This is a genomic window from Agrobacterium sp., from assembly GCF_059499945.1.
This window is the reverse complement of record NZ_JCABZP010000022.1, coordinates 40,838-57,023: the sequence shown is the minus strand read 5'-3', so window position 1 is coordinate 57,023 and position 16,186 is coordinate 40,838. Positions and strand designations below refer to the sequence as shown.

The window sequence follows — 16,186 nt, the reverse complement described above, 5'->3', positions numbered from 1 at the left end:
GAGCGCACCGATGAAGACCGTCGCTTTTCTCGGGCTGGGACATATGGGCCTGCCGATGGCCGCCAATCTCGTCAAGGCGGGTTATGCCGTCAGGGGTTACGATCTTGCCGACGCCTGCCGCGCGGCGGCGAAAGAGGCGGGCATTCCCGTTGCCGCGGATTCCGCCGAGGCCATCGAAGCGGCTGAGGTGATCATCACCATGCTGCCGAAGGGCGAACATGTCGTTTCCGCCTATGGCGATCTGGTTAAAAAGGTATCTGCCGGCACGCTGCTCATCGATTGCTCGACGGTGGATATGGAAAGCGCGCTGAAGGCGCATGAACTGGCCGCTTCCGCCGGTTGCCCCTCTGTTGACGCGCCGGTCTCCGGGGGCACGGGTGGCGCTGCTGCCGGCACCCTGACCTTCATGTGCGGCGGCGAGGGGCAAGCCTTTGCGTCCGCAAAGCCGGTGCTGGAAGCGATGGGCAAGAAGATCGTGCATTGCGGCAAGGGCGGCAACGGGCAGGCTGCCAAGATCTGCAACAACATGATCCTCGGTATTTCCATGATCGCCGTTTCCGAAGCCTTCGTGCTGGGCGAAAAACTCGGCCTTTCGCATCAGGCGCTGTTCGATGTCGCCTCCACCTCTTCGGGGCAATGCTGGTCGCTCACCACCTATTGCCCGGTGCCGGGACCGGTGCCGACATCACCAGCCAACAAGGACTACCAGCCCGGATTTGCGGCGGCCTTGATGCTCAAGGATCTGAAGCTTTCGCAGGAGGCTGCGAACGGTGCCGGGGCCACCACCCCGCTCGGTGCAGCTGCGGCGGCGCTTTATGAGAATTTCGTTGATGACGGGAGCGGCGGGCGCGATTTTTCCGCTATCGTCGAAATGCTGCGCGGGGGCAAAGCATGACGGACGCCGCGCCATCCGACATCTTATGGGTGCCGCCGGAGAAGAGGGTGAAGCACTCGGCTCTGTTTTCATTCGCGGCCAGAACTGCAGAGCTGCACAAGCAGGCGGCTGATGACTACGCCGGCCTGCTGCATTGGTCGATCGACGCGCCGAACGAATTTTACGATGCGCTTTGGGACGAACTCGGCATTATCGGAACCCGCAGCGAGATGGCATTCAAACCCGGCAAGACTATACGAGACGCTGAGTTCTATCCGGGCGCAAGGCTCAATTACGCCGAAAATCTGCTGCGCGATGCCGACGATCGGCTGGCCATCATCGCCCATCGCGACGATGGCACACGGCGCGAGATCAGCCGCAGACAGCTTTACGACGAAGTGTCCCTGATGGTGCAGGCGCTCGTTGATGCGGGCGTGAAGGAAGGCGACCGCGTCGGCGCCATCGTCACCCATGATATCGAGGCGATCGTCAGCTATCTGGCTGTCAGCGCCATTGGAGCCATCTGGTCTTCCTGCTCGCCGGATTTCGGCCCGGCCGGCGCTTCCGACCGCCTGTCGCAGATCGACCCGAAAATCCTCATCGCCGTGTCGGAATATGGTTATGCCGGCAAACGCATCGATGTCGGCCCGACCATCCGTGCGGTGGCGGAAAGTGCGGCTCCTGAAAAGATCGTGCTGATCGGCGATGCCGTTCCCGAAAGCCTCGCCGATCTCGACTGTGTGACGCTCAAGGATTTCGTCGCGCCTTATGCGGCGGGCGAGATTGCCTTCAACCGTCTGCCCGTCAAGGCGCCGCTGGCGATCCTTTATTCCTCCGGCACAACAGGCAAGCCGAAATGCATCACCCATTCCGGCGGCGGCCTGCTTCTTCAGCATATGAAAGAGCTGAAACTGCAATGCGATATTCAGGAAGGTGAGCGCTTTTTCTATTTCACCACCTGCGGCTGGATGATGTGGAACTGGCAGGTTTCGGGTCTGGCGCTCGGCGCAACGCTTGTCACCTATGACGGCAATCCCGGTTATCCAACATCCGCGCGGCTGATCGATCTCATCGATGCCGAACGGATCGCCACTTTCGGCACATCGGCGAAGTTTATCGATGCCTGCCTGAAGGCCGGGTTGAAACCGCGCGAAAGCCATGACCTTTCGTCGCTCAGAACGATCCTTTCCACAGGCTCGCCGCTCATCCCGCAATCCTTCGATTATATCTATCGCGACTGGAAGCCCGATGTGCATCTCGCCTCCATTTCCGGCGGTACTGATATCTGCGCGTGTTTCCTCGGCGGCAATCCTCTACAGCCCGTGCATCGCGGCGAATTGCAGGGTGCGATGCTCGGTATGGATATTGACACGCTGGATGATGATGGCCGTTCGGTTCGCGGTGTCGCCGGCGAACTCGTCTGCCGCAACGCGCATCTGTCCATGCCGGTGAAGTTCTGGGGCGACGAGGACGGTTCGCGGTATCAGGCCGCCTATTTCGATCGGTTCCCCGGCATCTGGGCGCATGGCGATTTCGCCGAAATGCGCCCCTCGGGCGGATATGTCATCCATGGGCGTTCGGACACGACCCTCAATCCCGGCGGGGTCCGCATCGGGACTGCGGAAATCTACCGGCAGGTGGAAACCGTGCCTGAAGTCGAGGAGGCGATTGCCGTCGGGCAGGATATTGACGGTGACCAGAGGGTCATCCTCTTCCTGCGCATGAAGGGCGGCGCGACCCTGACGGAAGAGCTGGAAAAAACCATCCGCAGCCGCATCCGCTCGGGCGCCACGCCGCGGCATGTCCCGGCAAAAATCATTGCCGTCAGCGCCATTCCCCGCACCCGTTCGGGGAAGATTTCCGAAATCGCGGTCCGCGATACCATCCATGGCCGCGCGGTGAAGAATGCCGATGCGCTTGCAAATCCTGAAGCGCTCGAACTTTTCCGCAACCTGCCGCAGCTGAAGGACTAGGCCGATGGAGGATCAACCAAAAACCGTGCTGGTCACGGGTTCCACCAGCGGCATTGGGCTCGCCATCGCCAGGCGTTTCGCCGAAGCGGGATATCTGGTCGCGGTGCATGGCATAGAGACGACGGAGGAGGCGACGCAGGCCCTGGAGATGGTGGCACAGGCGGCGCGGCACAGGCCGGTCTATTTTTCCGCCAATCTCGCCAATTATGATGAAAGCGCGCATCTGCCGGAAACCGTCATCGCCGAATTTGGTCATATCGACGTCCTCGTCAACAATGCGGGCATCCAGAAGGTTGCGCCGATCGACGAGTTCGATTTCGCCGATTTCTCCCGCATCGTCGCCATCTCGCTCGACAGCGCCTTTCACACCATCCATGCGGCGCTGCCCGGCATGAAGGAAAGGGGCTGGGGCCGCATCGTCAACATCGCCTCCGCCCATGGTCTGCGCGCGTCACCCTTCAAGGGGCCTTATGTGGCGACCAAACATGCGGTGGTGGGCCTGACGAAAAGCGTGGCGCTGGAAGTCGCCGAACTCGGCATTACCTGCAACGCCATCTGCCCCGGTTATGTCTGGACCCCGCTTGTCGCCGCCCAGGTCGCCGATCAGGCGCGCGTGCACGGCATGAGCGAGGAGGAAGTGGTGAAGAAGGTGATGCTTGCGCCGCAGCCGACCAGACGGTTTGTGCAACCGGAAGAAGTGGCGGAAATGGCGCTTTATCTCGCTGGTGATATGGCGCGCTCCATCACCGGCACCACCATTTCCATCGATGGCGGCTGGACGGCGAAATAAATTTCGCGCACGCGCCTGAAGCGAACGATCGCGCTGGTTTCTGGTATTGTTAGGCGATTTCAATCCTGTATAGTTTTCGGGAACGGTGGGGTTAGCGCCGTGTTCACGGAAAAGCGGCATGATCAACACAGGGTCTTTTGAAGCGCCGCTGGCGCGTTCGCGCTTCGATACGCGTCAGGTGCCGAAACGCGACGCCATGGCGTTGTGGCGGGATTCAATCAACGTGCTTTTTGATGCTCGCCTGCGCCGCTCGCAGGATGATGGTTTTTTCGCCAGCGTGGACGCCGCTTTCATCGGTAATGTTGCGCTCGGTCGCACCCAGTCTTCGGCGCAGGATTTCGACCGTTCGCGCCACAAGCTTGCCCGCGACGGCATGGACGGTTTTCTCCTGCAATTTTATGCCAGCGGGAAGAGCATGTCGCGGCGCGGATCGGGCGAGACCGCTGGTCCGGGCGACCTCTATCTCATCGATATGGCGCAGCCGCTGGCCACTGCCACCTCGGATCACGATCATCTCAGCCTCGTCGTGCCGCGCCGGCTGCTGGAAGGCAGGCTTGCCGGTTCCGGCAATCATCATGAACGCGTGCTGCCGGCCGGCTTGCCGCTGGTATCGCTGCTGCGCGAAACGATGACGAGCATCTACCGCCATTTCGACGTCATGAACGCCAGCGAGGGTGCAGCCACGGTCTCGCCGCTTCTGGAACTGGCTGCGGCCGCCATCAACAATCATGTCCGGGAAGACAATGCGCAGGGCGTGCAGCGGGCGCTCAGGGCATCCATCCGCCGTTATATCGACAGTCACCTTCTCGATCCGGCCCTGTCGGTGGAAAAGGTCATGGGCGAATTCGGTGTGTCGCGACGCACCGTCTACCGGCTCTTCGAGCCGCTTGGCGGGTTTTCGGCCTGTATCACCCACCGACGTCTCGAACGCGCGATGGATTTCCTGCGGGCGCCGCAATCGGCGCATATGACGATTGCCGAGGTGGCCGCGTCCTATGGTTTCACCAATCCGGAAAATTTCAGCCGCGTCTTCAAGAAGACTTTCGGCCTTTCGCCGCGTCAAATGCGGCATTTCGCTTCGGAAAACCGCGACCTCACGTCGGATATTCTGAAGCCGGATAGCGCGGAATGGACACGCTGGATCGTGCAGCTCGGCCGCTGATGACGATTGGCCGTGCGCCGTTCTGACACTTTATGACGGTTTGTTGGCACAATCCGACCATTCGCTGCGGCTGCGGCGCGATGGGGATGCGCATGTCTTCCAGACGTGCCAAACAGGGCGCGTTATTTTTATCAATATATTGCCTGACAATCATGATGCTGAGAATCCTCGCTTTTCTGGACCTGTGTCGCCAATGGCGCCATGCGGTAAAACAACACCTCTCCTTTTCCGGCGCCACATTTCACAGGTCGCCATCGCCCCTGCCATCGGCGAATTCAGACAGCCCCGCAGACGATCCGTCGGAAACGGATGACGGCGAAGCACGCCTGCCGGTTTCCTGGCTCGGGCTTGGGCAAAGCTTCAGCGCGCTGGATGCGGAAGACTGTGACAGGGCGCGTTTGCCGGCCGAGTGCAGTTAACGTCGTTCTCCAGCGATCTGGAACAAAACCCTGACCCCAAGGATTAGATCAACAGGGTTACAGGGAGTGAAAGACATGGCCAGAGAAAATGCCAGCTATCTCGACAGTCGGGATGCTCCGAAAAGCGAAACGGCAACGCGTGCGCGGCAGGGATCGCGCGGACGTCCCGTCCTTGTCATTCTGATCGTCAGCGTGCTTCTTGCATTGGTGGTCTGGGCTGTCGTCGAATATTCCGTTTTCGAACCCGACCAAAACCTGCCGCAGAACCCGCAGACCGAGACTGCGCCCGTGCCGCAGCAGCCGTCCGGATCGGGAAGCTTCGACAACAATCCCGCGAATGGCCGCGTCCAACCGCCGTCATCGACAGAGACAAACCCCTCGCCACAGGATTCGACAGGGGCGCCGCAAAACCCGTGACCACCCTAGCGTGAAGTTTTTTCGCGATGATGATAATTTCCATGGAACCAGATTGCGCCCGATTTCATTTCACGCAAAGTGACAGGAATCGGGGGTTTCATTCATGGCAGTCACCGTCACTGCAGTTGTTCTTACGCTGATCGGTCTTGGGCTGTTCGGTTTCGGCTCTCAGCTCATCATGCTGGGCGGGAGCTTCTATTACGTGCTTTCCGGACTGGCCTTCCTGTTGACGGCCGTTCTGCTGTTCAAGCGCAATCGCGCAGCCCTTCACGTCTATGCCGTCTTCATTGTCGCCACGCTCGCCTGGGCTATCTGGGAAGTCGGCTTCGACTGGTGGCAGCTTGGCCCGCGCGGCGGCATCGTCATTCTCATCGGCCTTTGGCTTCTGGTTCCATGGGTCCGGAAGCCGCTCGGTTTTGCGAGCCCCACCGGGCTTCGCTACGGGCCGAACGCCTGGCCGCTTGCGCTCTCCGTGCTCGCCTCCATCGTCGTGGCCGGATATTCCATGGCGCAGGATCCACACGACACGGCAGGTTCCCTGCCGCAGGAAACCGCCTCCGCCACGCCCGCCTATGGCGGCAATGTGCCTGACGGTGACTGGCATCAATATGGCCGCACGCCCTATGGACAGCGTTATTCGCCGCTGACCCAGGTCAATGTCGAGAATGTCTCGCAGCTCAAGGAAGCCTGGCGTTACCAGACTGGTGATGTGAAGCTGCCTGATGATGTGGGGGAAACCACCTATCAGGTGACGCCGCTCAAGATCGGCAATACGCTTTATATCTGCACACCGCATAATTGGGCGATTGCCATCGATGCCGCCACCGGCAAGGAAAAGTGGAAATATGACCCGAATGTCGGTCTTAATCCGGACCGCCAGCACCAGACCTGCCGCGGCGTGTCCTATTATGCCGAGCCCAATGCTGCTGAAGGCACGGCCTGCGCCCAACGCGTCTACCTGCCGACCTCGGATGCGCGGTTGATCGCGCTTGACGCGGCCACCGGTCAGGTCTGCACGTCTTTTGCCGATCAGGGTGTGCTGCATCTTGAGCAGGGCATGAAATACAATCCTGCCGGCTATTATTATTCGACCTCGCCGCCGGTCATCGCGGCGGGCAAGATCATCATCGGCGGCGCGGTGAACGACAACTATTCCACGCAGGAACAGTCCGGTGTCATCCGCGCTTTCGATGTGAATAGCGGTGCGCTCGTCTGGAACTGGGATTCCGGCAATCCGGCGAAAACCGAACCGATTGCGGCGGGTGAAACCTACACCACCAATTCGCCCAACAGCTGGTCGGTCTTCAGTTATGATGAAGGCCTCGGTCTCGTTTATATACCGCTCGGCAATCAGGTGCCCGATCAGCTCGGCATGGGCCGCAGCGAGAATGTGGAGAAATATTCTTCCTCCATCGTCGCGCTCGATATTAACACCGGCAAGGATCGCTGGGTGCGCCAGACGGTTCATCACGATCTCTGGGACATGGACGTGCCGGCCCAGCCGGTGCTGCTCGACATCACCAAGGACGGCCAGACCATCCCGGCTCTCGTCGGCCCGACCAAGCAGGGCGATATCTACGTTCTCGACCGGCGCACCGGCGAGCCGCTTCTGCCGATCACGGAGGAGCCGGCGCCGGGCGGTGCGATCCCTGAGGATTTCACCTCACCGACGCAGCCGACGACGGCCTTGTCGTTCAAGCCGGAGCCATTGCAGGAAAAGGACATGTGGGGCGTCTCCATGTTCGACCAACTCGCCTGCCGCATCCGCTTCCATCAGCTGAACTACAAGGGCCGCTATACGCCGCCGTCACTGACCGGCTCGATCATCTATCCCGGCAATTTCGGCACCTTCAACTGGGGCAGCGTGGCGGTTGATCCCGAACGCCAGGTCATGTTCGGCATGCCGACATATCTCGCCTTCACCTCGCAGCTCGTGCCGCGCGCCGACATTCCGCCGAAGGGGCAGGACGAGAAGGGTAGCGAACAGGGACTGAACCGCAATGACGGCGCACCCTACGGCGTGTTCATGGGTCCGTTCCTCGGTCCGCTGAAAATTCCCTGCCAGGCCCCGCCATGGGGTTATGTCACGGGTGCCGACCTGCGCACCGGCGATATCGCCTACAAGCACAAGAACGGCACGGTCTATGACATGACGCCGCTGCCACTGCCCTTCAAGGTGGGTGTGCCTGGTATTGGCGGGCCGATGATCACCAAGGGTGGCGTGGCCTTCCTCGGCGCTGCCGTCGACAACTATCTGCGCGCCTATGACCTCACCACCGGCAAGCAGCTATGGGAAGCGCGCCTGCCGGCCGGCGGCCAGGCAACGCCCATGACCTATGCGCTGGAGGGCGGCAAGCAATATGTGGTGATGGTTGCAGGTGGTCACGGTTCCGTCGGAACCAAGCCGGGCGATTATGTGATCGCCTATACCCTGCCGTAATCTCTGCAGTCTTCAAGACACATAAAAACCGGAATGGGTGACCATTCCGGTTTTTGTTGTTGAGGGTATTACGCGGCCTTTTTCTGGGCGGCGGCGTTGACCGAAGTCTCGGCGAGCGCGGTCAGCGCATCGTCGGTCTTTGCCTCTTCCTTGAGCGTGGCATCCATCAGCGAAACCGCCTTCGTGTGGCCCAGCTTTTCCGCCCAGGCCTTCAGCGTGCCGTAGCGGGCGATCTCATAGTGTTCGACCGCCTGTGCCGACGAAACGAGACCGGCATCAAGCGCGGGTGTGCCCTTGAAGTCCTCCATGATCTCCTCGCCCTCGGCGATAATGCCCTGGATGGCTTCGCAGGTCTTGCCCTGTGCGCGCTTGCCAATGATCTCGAACACTTCCTGCAGGCGTTCGACGTGGCCCTGGGTTTCTTCCTTGTGCTTTTCAAAGGCCTGTTTCAGCTTCGGATCTGTCGCCGCCCGCGCCATTTTCGGCAGGGCCTTCAGGATCTGCCTTTCGGCGTAGTAGATGTCCTTCAGCGTGTCGTAAAACAGGTCGTCGAGTTTCTTCTCGGCCATTGGTCCTTCTCCCATGTGTGAAAATGCATGATGTGCGCCCATGCGCACGGGAGACAAACCCTTTGCCGCTGCCATGGTTCCGGCTCGGTTGCGCGCAACGTTTATATTGCTGCGCGGAACCAACGCAGCCTTTCCGAACTTAGTGGGAATAAATGTCGGGAGGAGACATGACGTGCCCCAGAGCCTTGCAGAAGAATTTTCCATGAATATTTCCATCCCCTTCGAGGTACTGCTGGTGCGCGTGTTCGGCGCGGTCATCCTGTGCGGCCTGATCGGTCTGGAGCGGGAGTTTCACAAGAACACGGCCGGTTTGCGCACCAACATGCTCATCGGCCTTGCTGCCGTCACCTTCTGCATCATCACCATTCATATGATGGAGACGATGGCGGAAGGTCATGAGGCCGCGCGGCTCGATCCTATCCGTCTGGTGGAAGCCGTGACGGCGGGCATCGCCTTTCTCGCAGCGGGTGTGGTCGTTTATACGAGAGGGGATGTCAAAGGCCTGACGACGGGCGCCAGCATGTGGCTTTCGGCGGCAATCGGCCTCTCGGCAGGTCTCGGCATGTGGCCGCTTGCCCTTGTTGCCGCAGGCGCCGGTATCGTTGTCCTTTGGACGCTCCGTCGCTTGCAGGTGGCCACCGGAATCAAGGAGGATTGACGGGCATCAGCCGAAACGGAAGAGATCGGCGTCCGGGTCCTTGCCGCCATTAACGGCGGCCGCCACGATTTCGGCGGCGATCTGGCTGAAGGTGATGCCATTGCCGCCGAAACCCATCACGGCATAGACGTTTTTCATGCCCGGCACCGCGCCGATCAGCGGCAGGCCGGTGGTGGTTGTGCCGAAGGCCGCGGCCCAGCGATAGTCCGGCTCTCCCATATCGATGCCAAGAAGCCTTTCGATCTTGCGGCTGATCGTCTTCGCCTTCGCGGAAAGCTTGCGCTCCGACAGATAGGCGGTGGGGTTTTCCTCGTCCTCGCCTCCGGCGATCATCCTCCCATCGCGGTCGGTGCGCAGGTAAAGATAGGGATCGGACGCTTCCCAGACGATATGGTTCTCCAGCCAGCCGGGTAGATCGAGCCGCTTTTTGCTCGCCAGCGCCCAGGTGGAGATGATCTGGTGTTTCGGGCTCTCCAGCATTTTCAGGAATTCATAGCCGGTGCAGAAAACGACATTGCGCGCGGAAAGGATCTTGCCGCCGGCGGTGGCGAGGACAACCTCGTTGCCGAGGTTTCTAAGATCGGTGATCTCAAGCTGGGAGACGATTTCGGCACCTGCGCCGGCCGTATGGCGCAAAAGGCCGGCCGTCAGCTGTGCGGGATTGGCGGAGGCCGAGATATCGCTGAGGATGGCGGCGGTCCGGTCCAGCCCATATTGCTCTCGCAGTTCTGCAGCGGAGAGGAAGCGGGCTTCGATGCCAGCTTCTTCGCGCGCGGCCGCTTCGGCTTTCAACGCGCGCGATCCCATTTCGTCTCCGGCGAGATAAAGCGCCTGCTTGCGCTTCATGCTGCAGGAGATGCCAAGCGAGGAGACGATTTCCTCCAGACGCAGGACGGCGCGTGCGGAACGCTGCCATGCCCTGTCGGCCGCGGGCCTGCCGATCATCTTTCTGAGTTCCGTCAGCGGCGTGTCGATCTCGTGCTGTATCATTGCGGTGCTGGCCACGCTGCTGCCCATGACCGGTTCGCGCCGGTCGATGATGAGCATGGATTGACCCGGCCTTTGCAGGGCATGGGCTACGAGTGCGCCGCTGATGCCGGCGCCGACCACGATCGTGTCGTAATGGTCGGCGGCGGGTGTGTGCCCGCTGCGGATGCCGATGCGCGGGCTATCGGCCCAGACCGGTTTTGAATCCCTGAGATCGCGTTCTTTCGTCAGTTCCGGTGTCGTCATGAAGATGTCCTGAATGGGTCAAGGCTCGGTATAACCGGCGACAGTGAGGGTGAGCGTTCCGCTGCGGGGATCGCTGCGGAAGAAAAGCGTGCCGCTGTCCTTCGATTCCGAGGCGACATAATCGAAGGTCACATCGGCGTTTTCCGGCGCGGCGTCATTCCGCTGCAGGTCGCCGCGCACCTGCACCTGCGCTGCGGTGGTCATGGAGAGGTTGAGGATGTCGAATTTCACCCGATATTGCCCGGGCTGCCCCTCCACGCTGGTGACGGCGATGTCGAAGCGGGCATCCTCGGGTACATAGCGATAGATGTCATAGGCGATCCAGCCGAGCATCGCGGCGACGAGCAAGGTGCAGATGGTTCCCGTCACCCATTCTATCCAATGCGGATCGGCGCTTTCCGTCTGTTTTCCGTCTTTCGATATCGTCATCTTGTCCTCACAGGATCAGCCGGGCCGACGCCGCGCCGATCGAGGCGGGAACACCGAGAATGACGGCGGCATTCATGATCTGCGACAGCGAGGTGTGGTCGAGGCGCTCGAAGGTCCAGAGCGTATAGATGCTGATGGCGATGGCGATGACATAGCCGGGCAGGGTGAAGCGGATGAAGGATTGCCACCATTGCTGTCCTTCATGCAGCTGATGCGAGCCCTTGAAGTGAAGCGCATAGACAAAGCCATGCATGATGGCGATCGACAGCAGACAAAGGGCCAGAACGTGATAGGGCGTCACCTTGTAGGCGATCAGGATCATTTCCTCCGTCGGGGCGACATTGAGGTTGAGGAAGAGCGCGCCCACCACCATCATGAAAAGCTCGTGCAGATAACCTGTCTCGCCGGAATACTCGCCTTCCTCTTCATCCTCTGCGTCGGAATGCTGGCCGAGCTGGCTGCGACCGAGCAGCGCGCCGATGCTGGCGGGAACGGATTGCAGCGCGACCTTGGCGACGATATTGGAGGCGGTGAGCTGGTCGTTCAGAATGCCGAACAGCAGGAGCACGCCCGCGCTGACAGCGATGCCCAGCCCATAGGCGGTTATCGCGTCTCGCAGGGCCTGGCTCCAGGAATTGATATTCTCAAAACCGATGCGGCGGGCGAGAAGAAGAAGCAGCGGCAGGTTGAGGATGCAGAGCAGCAGAAGCCGCCATGAGTTGACGTAAAGACCGAGGAACCACATTTCCATGGTCATCAGCATGGGCAGGGCAAACAGCAATGCACCCGCTGTGCCGCGCGCAAGGCCGATCAGGAACTGCCTGACCTCGTCATCTTCCCCATGTTTTTGATTGACCGTAGCCGCCATGCCGTCCCCTCGTGCGAAGGATAACGCAATGGCGTTTTTCCGGTTCCGTTGGGTCTATTTCGCAGGGTCAATAAGGGCGATGCCGAATTCCCTGTTATAGCTGCGCCGCAATTCTGCGGGCGTTTCGCGAATGACGACTTCCAGAGTGGGACGAACCACGCCCTTCAGAAAATGGCCGCCTTTTGTGGACCCGTCGGCAAAACCCAGAACCACATGCAGGTGCGGATTGGGCGTGTCGTTCTCGTCAAGCGTAATGTCGCCAAGCAGGCTCAGGACCTCGCTCTGTTCGGTGACCGGTATTTCCTTGTAGTCCTGCGTGGACAGATCAAAAAAGGCGAGCGTTGCCGTGGCGAAGGCGCCGATCGCGGTGACAGAGGCGGCGTTGATGTTCTCGGCCCGGGCAAAACGCCTGATGGCCTCGAAGGCTTCTTCCTCGGGATCGATGACGAGGATGAAGGTGCGCTCCGCGCCGCTTGCCAGCAATCTGCTTTTCATATTCTTCCTCCAAAATAAAAGTGCCGCCGGAAACCGGCGGCACGGGAATGTCGTTCGTGTCTTAAGCGGCGCGACGTTCGTGACGGCCTTCCTCAATCTCTTCCACGATCTTGGCGACGAAGGCATCGAGATCGTCAGGGCTGCGGGAGGTGATGATACCCTTGTCGGTTACCACCTTTTCATCCTTCCAGTTGGCACCGGCATTCTTGAGGTCGGTCTTGATCGACCAATAGGAAGTGGCGTCGCGGCCGCGCAGGGCGTCCGCTTCGACAAGCAGCCACGGCGCATGGCAGATGGCGGCAACCACCTTGCCCGATTTGACGAAATCGCGAACCACCCGCATCGCATCCTCGTCATGGCGCAGAATATCCGGGTTGATCTGGCCACCGGGAAGAACCAGCGCGTCAAAATCTTCGGTTTTTACGGTCTTGGCCGAGAGATTGACGGTGATGCTGTCGCCCCAGTTCTTCTTATCCCAGCTCTTGATTTCGCCCTCCTTGATGGCGGCGATCTTCACGTCCGCACCCTTGGCCTTCAACTGGTCATACGGCACCCGCAGCTCGGAACGCTCGTATCCGTCCGTTGCGAGAATGAGGATTTTTGCGGCGTTGATGGCAGTCATATCTGTCTCCTTGTGGGTTCAGTCGTCCTTGTCGGAATTCATGGAGGGGAGGAAAAATTCCACGTCCTTGAGGCGCTTCTCATCGAGATTTTCGATGTTGGTTTGCCAAAATCGCTCGGCTTCCGCCGGTTCGGCTTTCCATTGGCGCACGAAGGTCTTGTTGTCGTCGATCATGACCTTGCGGGTGCCGCCGAGCCGCAGATATTCTTCCGCAAGTTTGCGTGTTTCGGTCTTTTCCATGTCGCAGCTCCTTGTGCGTGGAAAGCGGGAACGGAGGGGCGCCGGATGGGTAAGAAGCTCGGCTGCCATTTCGTTGGCCACCGGGAGAAAACGGAAAAATCCCGGTGTTCTTCGGCACCATCGTGTCCGTTTGACACGGCGGCCCTCCTGCTGGAACAACGTGAGCTTTAAAGGATGGTTCCGCAGTTTTTTCGGGCGGCATCATTGCCAGGCACAAATGAATAGTGCGCAATTTTTTACCGGAACAAACGGACATGTCGTGTTGTTTTATCCCCGATGCAGGGAGGCAGCATGGCAGCCACACAGAGTGACGGCGAATACCGGGGTAACAACGAAAACAGGGGCTTCTGGTCGATCGATTTCGGCAATTCGCCCGTTATCGGCACGGCCATCCATGACGGTCATTTCATCCGCATGGATATAGCCGATCTGATGGCTCTTTCGCCGGAAAAGCGGCTGAGAGAGGAGGATCCCTTTACCGGCGAGATGGTCGCCGGATTGACGAACCGGATCGTTGTTCACCATTCCCGTTTTGAAGTCGATCTCAATCGCGCCACCGATCAGGCGATCTATCTGAAGCCGGAACAATCCTGGGGGCTGGAGGTCTGGAACCAGACGCCGCCGGAAGAGGCCAGCCGGCAATCGCTCGATTTCCACGCCGATTATTACGCGATGCTTGAAACCGTTCTCTCAACGCTCGAGCGACGGCATGGTGCTTTCGTGGTGCTGGATGTGCACAGTTACAATCATCGCCGGCAGGGCGCCGACGCACCGGCGACGGCGCAGGCGGAAGCACCCGATATCAATATCGGCACCTTTTCCATGGATCGCAGCCGCTGGGGTGATGTCGTCAGCGCGGTCGGTCATCATTTCGCGTCTGCGACCATCGGCGGACGCCGTCTCGATGTTCGCGAGAATGTGGCGTTTCAGGGCAAGGGCGAGCAGACACGCTTCATCCACGAGCGTTTCGCCGAAAATGGCTGCGCCATCGCAATCGAGTTCAAGAAATTCTTCATGGACGAGTGGACGGGAAAGCCGGATGCGCGCGTGGTGGCGGATATTCGTGAAGCGATCGCAACGCTCCAGCCGGTTCTTGAAGAATGTCTGAGGGCGCGGCGATGAACCTCTCATCCGTCCGCAGCGCGCCTTCCCCCATCGCCGATCTGGTCGACGACGTCGTGTCATGCCTGGAAGCCGGCAAGGCCATCCGCCGCGATGTCGGAAAAGACGGCCGTTTGCACATCGACCGGCCGCTGCCGTTCCTCTGTCTGCATCTGACGGGCGGCACGAAAGATCTCGCCGCGCGCGACATCGCCGCCGCCCATGCCTCCTATCTCATCGCTTCGAACATTCAGGAGGCCGCGCCGCTGATCGAGGCGGTCGGCGCGGTGATGCGCGAGCGTTTCGGCGCCTTTATTGTTCTCGATATTGGCGAGCTTGAACACGACATCCTGCTCGCCGACGACTCTCCCTTCCTGCCGCATTATGAGGTTTCGGTCTCCGCGACGTCAGAACCGGAAACCCAGAAAGCGCGTCGGGTCTTCATCAAGGCGGTCTGTGATGCCGAAGTGCGCTTTCGCACGCCGCGCATCACCCGGCCGGAGCCGGAAGCCGACCCGGTCCTCCGGTTTCAGAATGCCGGACTGGATTTTCCCTGCATCAGCGTGCGCTTCGCGCCGATCTATCGCCAGCCGGAATCCGGTGCGGATTATCCCGGTCTGCGCGAGACGATGATTGCCGATCTCTTCGATGCCGGTCTGCAGGCCTTTTCGTCCTTTTCCTCCGGCATGGATGCGCTGAAGGTCACCAGTCACCGGGCGCTTGGCCGCAAGGCCTTTGTCGATGCGGTCAAACGTGCCGACCGGTCGATCGACGAGATTGTCTCCTCCTTCGATTTTCTTCTCTCCGTCACGCCCATCAATGCGCGGCGGGCGTTCGAGGAATTTCGCGATGGCAGCTTCCAGTACGCGCCGCGCCTGCTTTACCGGCCGCTGGGCGTGGATGTGGAGGAGCAGAAGCGCAAGCTCTATTCCGTCGTCTTCGACCATCTTGAAGACCCGGTGCTCTATCATCTCTACCGGGAGAAACAGCGGGAGATCGATCTGCAGCTGACGATGCTGGCGAGCCTGCATCATCGCACCTTCACCGATTTTTCACGCGCCCTCTATGGCGCCGTCGAACCCGCTCTTCTGACGCTGGCGCTTCGCGTGCTTGAGGATTGCCCGCACAGGCAAGAAAGCGGCGAAATCGCCATGGTGGATTGTTACGTGGTCGCCAGGAAGTCGCGCGAAATGGTCGAGACCTATCTGGGCGAGGAGCCGGAATTCAAGGCCCGCGTCGAAATCCGTGATGACCTGCCACCCGGCCTGATGGTGACGGGCGAGAAGCTCTTGATCTCCCGCCATACCGTCATGGAACAGCGCCGTGTCGAGGCGCTCCTGTCGCATGAGATCGGTGTGCATCTTCTTACCTATTTCAACGGCTCGTTTCAGGGGCTGCGGCTCTTCCGCACCGGCCTTTCCGGTTATGAGGGCGTGCAGGAAGGGCTGGCGGTACTGGCGGAACATCTGGCCGGCGGCATGACGCGCGAGCGCCTGCGGCTGATCGCCGGCCGCGTCGTCGGCTGCGCCGCCATGCTGGATGGTGCGACTTTCGTGGACACTTTCCGCATCATGACCCGCGAACACGGTTTCGACGAGGCCGCGGCCTTCAACATGGTGCTGCGCATCTATCGCGGCGGGGGTCTCTCCAAGGATGCGATTTATCTGCGCGGGTTGGCCGAGGTGATGGACCATCTGCGCAGGGGCGGCGCGCTCGATCCTTTCTGGATGGGCAAGATCGCCGCCGCCCATTTTCCTGTCATGCAGGAGCTCGCCCTGCGCGGCCTGCTTCGTCCGCCGGGTGTCCGACCCGCATTTCTGCTGCCCGCCAAGGCCAATGAGCGGCTGGAAAAAATACGGGCGGGATTATCCATTGCCGAACTGGCGACTTTATAGG

General features: G+C 60.3%; 16 protein-coding genes. 9 read left to right on the top strand and 7 right to left on the bottom strand.

The genetic code is table 11. The features are described from left to right. Positions 1-10: 10 nt before the first annotated feature. From mmsB to AC5I5B_RS24730, 6 genes are all read left to right on the top strand, one after another. Positions 11-895, top strand: coding sequence for a 3-hydroxyisobutyrate dehydrogenase (gene mmsB, locus AC5I5B_RS24755; protein WP_111784239.1), 885 nt, complete (start codon positions 11-13; stop codon positions 893-895). Beyond that, positions 892-2,847: an acetoacetate--CoA ligase gene (locus AC5I5B_RS24750; protein ID WP_111834562.1), complete on the top strand. Its 1,956-nt coding sequence runs from the start codon at positions 892-894 to the stop codon at positions 2,845-2,847. Before mmsB ends, AC5I5B_RS24750 begins: the two co-directional genes overlap by 4 nt. 4 nt (positions 2,848-2,851) lie before the next feature. Further along, the gene (locus AC5I5B_RS24745; protein WP_099086366.1) at positions 2,852-3,637 is read left to right on the top strand and encodes a 3-hydroxybutyrate dehydrogenase; all 786 of its coding nucleotides are present in this window, start codon (positions 2,852-2,854) and stop codon (positions 3,635-3,637) included. A 118-nt stretch (positions 3,638-3,755) separates the two neighbouring features. Beyond that, the gene (locus tag AC5I5B_RS24740) at positions 3,756-4,799 is read left to right on the top strand and encodes a helix-turn-helix domain-containing protein (protein WP_080867104.1); all 1,044 of its coding nucleotides are present in this window, start codon (positions 3,756-3,758) and stop codon (positions 4,797-4,799) included. 494 nt (positions 4,800-5,293) lie between these two features. Next, a complete protein-coding gene (locus AC5I5B_RS24735) occupies positions 5,294-5,635 on the top strand; it encodes a flagellar basal body-associated FliL family protein (RefSeq protein WP_080867105.1) in 342 nt (113 codons plus the stop codon). Positions 5,636-5,738: 103 nt separating this feature from the next. Continuing rightward, the gene (locus AC5I5B_RS24730; RefSeq protein WP_111834561.1) at positions 5,739-8,075 is read left to right on the top strand and encodes a glucose/quinate/shikimate family membrane-bound PQQ-dependent dehydrogenase; all 2,337 of its coding nucleotides are present in this window, start codon (positions 5,739-5,741) and stop codon (positions 8,073-8,075) included. A gap of 68 nt (positions 8,076-8,143) precedes the next feature. Here the strand turns inward: AC5I5B_RS24730 and AC5I5B_RS24725 are convergent, their stop codons facing one another. Next, positions 8,144-8,644, bottom strand: a complete 501-nt coding sequence (locus AC5I5B_RS24725) for a YciE/YciF ferroxidase family protein (protein WP_111834560.1) — start codon at positions 8,642-8,644, stop codon at positions 8,144-8,146. Between the two features lie 172 nt (positions 8,645-8,816). Here AC5I5B_RS24725 and AC5I5B_RS24720 point away from each other — a divergent pair, with 172 nt between their 5' ends. Beyond that, positions 8,817-9,302 (top strand): MgtC/SapB family protein, encoded by a 486-nt coding sequence (locus tag AC5I5B_RS24720; RefSeq protein WP_003508703.1) that lies wholly within the window; start codon positions 8,817-8,819, stop codon positions 9,300-9,302. Between the two features lie 6 nt (positions 9,303-9,308). Here the strand turns inward: AC5I5B_RS24720 and AC5I5B_RS24715 are convergent, their stop codons facing one another. The 6 genes from AC5I5B_RS24715 to AC5I5B_RS24690 all read right to left on the bottom strand — a co-directional run bounded on the left by AC5I5B_RS24715 (position 9,309) and on the right by AC5I5B_RS24690 (position 13,189). Then, positions 9,309-10,535 (bottom strand): NAD(P)/FAD-dependent oxidoreductase, encoded by a 1,227-nt coding sequence (locus AC5I5B_RS24715; RefSeq protein ID WP_111834559.1) that lies wholly within the window; start codon positions 10,533-10,535, stop codon positions 9,309-9,311. An 18-nt stretch (positions 10,536-10,553) separates the two neighbouring features. Continuing rightward, positions 10,554-10,964 (bottom strand): TIGR02588 family protein, encoded by a 411-nt coding sequence (locus AC5I5B_RS24710; protein WP_111834558.1) that lies wholly within the window; start codon positions 10,962-10,964, stop codon positions 10,554-10,556. Between the two features lie 7 nt (positions 10,965-10,971). Further along, on the bottom strand, positions 10,972-11,832 hold the full coding sequence (locus AC5I5B_RS24705; RefSeq protein WP_020009966.1) for a TIGR02587 family membrane protein: 861 nt from the start codon (positions 11,830-11,832) through the stop codon (positions 10,972-10,974). A gap of 54 nt (positions 11,833-11,886) precedes the next feature. Continuing rightward, positions 11,887-12,327 (bottom strand): PPC domain-containing DNA-binding protein, encoded by a 441-nt coding sequence (locus tag AC5I5B_RS24700; protein WP_020009965.1) that lies wholly within the window; start codon positions 12,325-12,327, stop codon positions 11,887-11,889. Between the two features lie 61 nt (positions 12,328-12,388). Beyond that, positions 12,389-12,949, bottom strand: a complete 561-nt coding sequence (locus AC5I5B_RS24695) for a type 1 glutamine amidotransferase domain-containing protein (protein WP_111834557.1) — start codon at positions 12,947-12,949, stop codon at positions 12,389-12,391. 18 nt (positions 12,950-12,967) lie between these two features. Continuing rightward, on the bottom strand, positions 12,968-13,189 hold the full coding sequence (locus AC5I5B_RS24690; RefSeq protein WP_020009963.1) for a hypothetical protein: 222 nt from the start codon (positions 13,187-13,189) through the stop codon (positions 12,968-12,970). A 291-nt stretch (positions 13,190-13,480) separates the two neighbouring features. On the opposite strand from AC5I5B_RS24690, the gene AC5I5B_RS24685 reads away from it, so the two are divergent. Both AC5I5B_RS24685 and AC5I5B_RS24680 read left to right on the top strand, forming a co-directional pair. Beyond that, positions 13,481-14,311, top strand: a complete 831-nt coding sequence (locus AC5I5B_RS24685) for an N-formylglutamate amidohydrolase (protein ID WP_080867460.1) — start codon at positions 13,481-13,483, stop codon at positions 14,309-14,311. Continuing rightward, entirely contained in the window at positions 14,308-16,185 is a 1,878-nt protein-coding gene (locus AC5I5B_RS24680) for a flavohemoglobin expression-modulating QEGLA motif protein (protein WP_111834588.1), read from the top strand. The genes AC5I5B_RS24685 and AC5I5B_RS24680 overlap by 4 nt, the downstream gene beginning before the upstream one ends. Position 16,186 lies beyond the last annotated feature (1 nt).

What these genes read in the sequence shown, in the direction of transcription:
- mmsB (WP_111784239.1), top strand. Translation starts at nt 11, where the DNA reads ATGAAGACCGTCGCTTTTCTCGGGCTGGGACATATGGGCCTGCCGATG.
- AC5I5B_RS24745 (WP_099086366.1), top strand. Translation starts at nt 2,852, where the DNA reads ATGGAGGATCAACCAAAAACCGTGCTGGTCACGGGTTCCACCAGCGGC.
- AC5I5B_RS24695 (WP_111834557.1), bottom strand. Translation starts at nt 12,949, where the DNA reads ATGACTGCCATCAACGCCGCAAAAATCCTCATTCTCGCAACGGACGGA.
- AC5I5B_RS24685 (WP_080867460.1), top strand. Translation starts at nt 13,481, where the DNA reads ATGGCAGCCACACAGAGTGACGGCGAATACCGGGGTAACAACGAAAAC.
- AC5I5B_RS24715 (WP_111834559.1), bottom strand. Translation starts at nt 10,535, where the DNA reads ATGACGACACCGGAACTGACGAAAGAACGCGATCTCAGGGATTCAAAA.
- AC5I5B_RS24750 (WP_111834562.1), top strand. Translation starts at nt 892, where the DNA reads ATGACGGACGCCGCGCCATCCGACATCTTATGGGTGCCGCCGGAGAAG.
- AC5I5B_RS24680 (WP_111834588.1), top strand. Translation starts at nt 14,308, where the DNA reads ATGAACCTCTCATCCGTCCGCAGCGCGCCTTCCCCCATCGCCGATCTG.
- AC5I5B_RS24690 (WP_020009963.1), bottom strand. Translation starts at nt 13,189, where the DNA reads ATGGAAAAGACCGAAACACGCAAACTTGCGGAAGAATATCTGCGGCTC.
- AC5I5B_RS24725 (WP_111834560.1), bottom strand. Translation starts at nt 8,644, where the DNA reads ATGGCCGAGAAGAAACTCGACGACCTGTTTTACGACACGCTGAAGGAC.
- AC5I5B_RS24705 (WP_020009966.1), bottom strand. Translation starts at nt 11,832, where the DNA reads ATGGCGGCTACGGTCAATCAAAAACATGGGGAAGATGACGAGGTCAGG.
- AC5I5B_RS24730 (WP_111834561.1), top strand. Translation starts at nt 5,739, where the DNA reads ATGGCAGTCACCGTCACTGCAGTTGTTCTTACGCTGATCGGTCTTGGG.
- AC5I5B_RS24735 (WP_080867105.1), top strand. Translation starts at nt 5,294, where the DNA reads ATGGCCAGAGAAAATGCCAGCTATCTCGACAGTCGGGATGCTCCGAAA.
- AC5I5B_RS24740 (WP_080867104.1), top strand. Translation starts at nt 3,756, where the DNA reads ATGATCAACACAGGGTCTTTTGAAGCGCCGCTGGCGCGTTCGCGCTTC.
- AC5I5B_RS24710 (WP_111834558.1), bottom strand. Translation starts at nt 10,964, where the DNA reads ATGACGATATCGAAAGACGGAAAACAGACGGAAAGCGCCGATCCGCAT.
- AC5I5B_RS24700 (WP_020009965.1), bottom strand. Translation starts at nt 12,327, where the DNA reads ATGAAAAGCAGATTGCTGGCAAGCGGCGCGGAGCGCACCTTCATCCTC.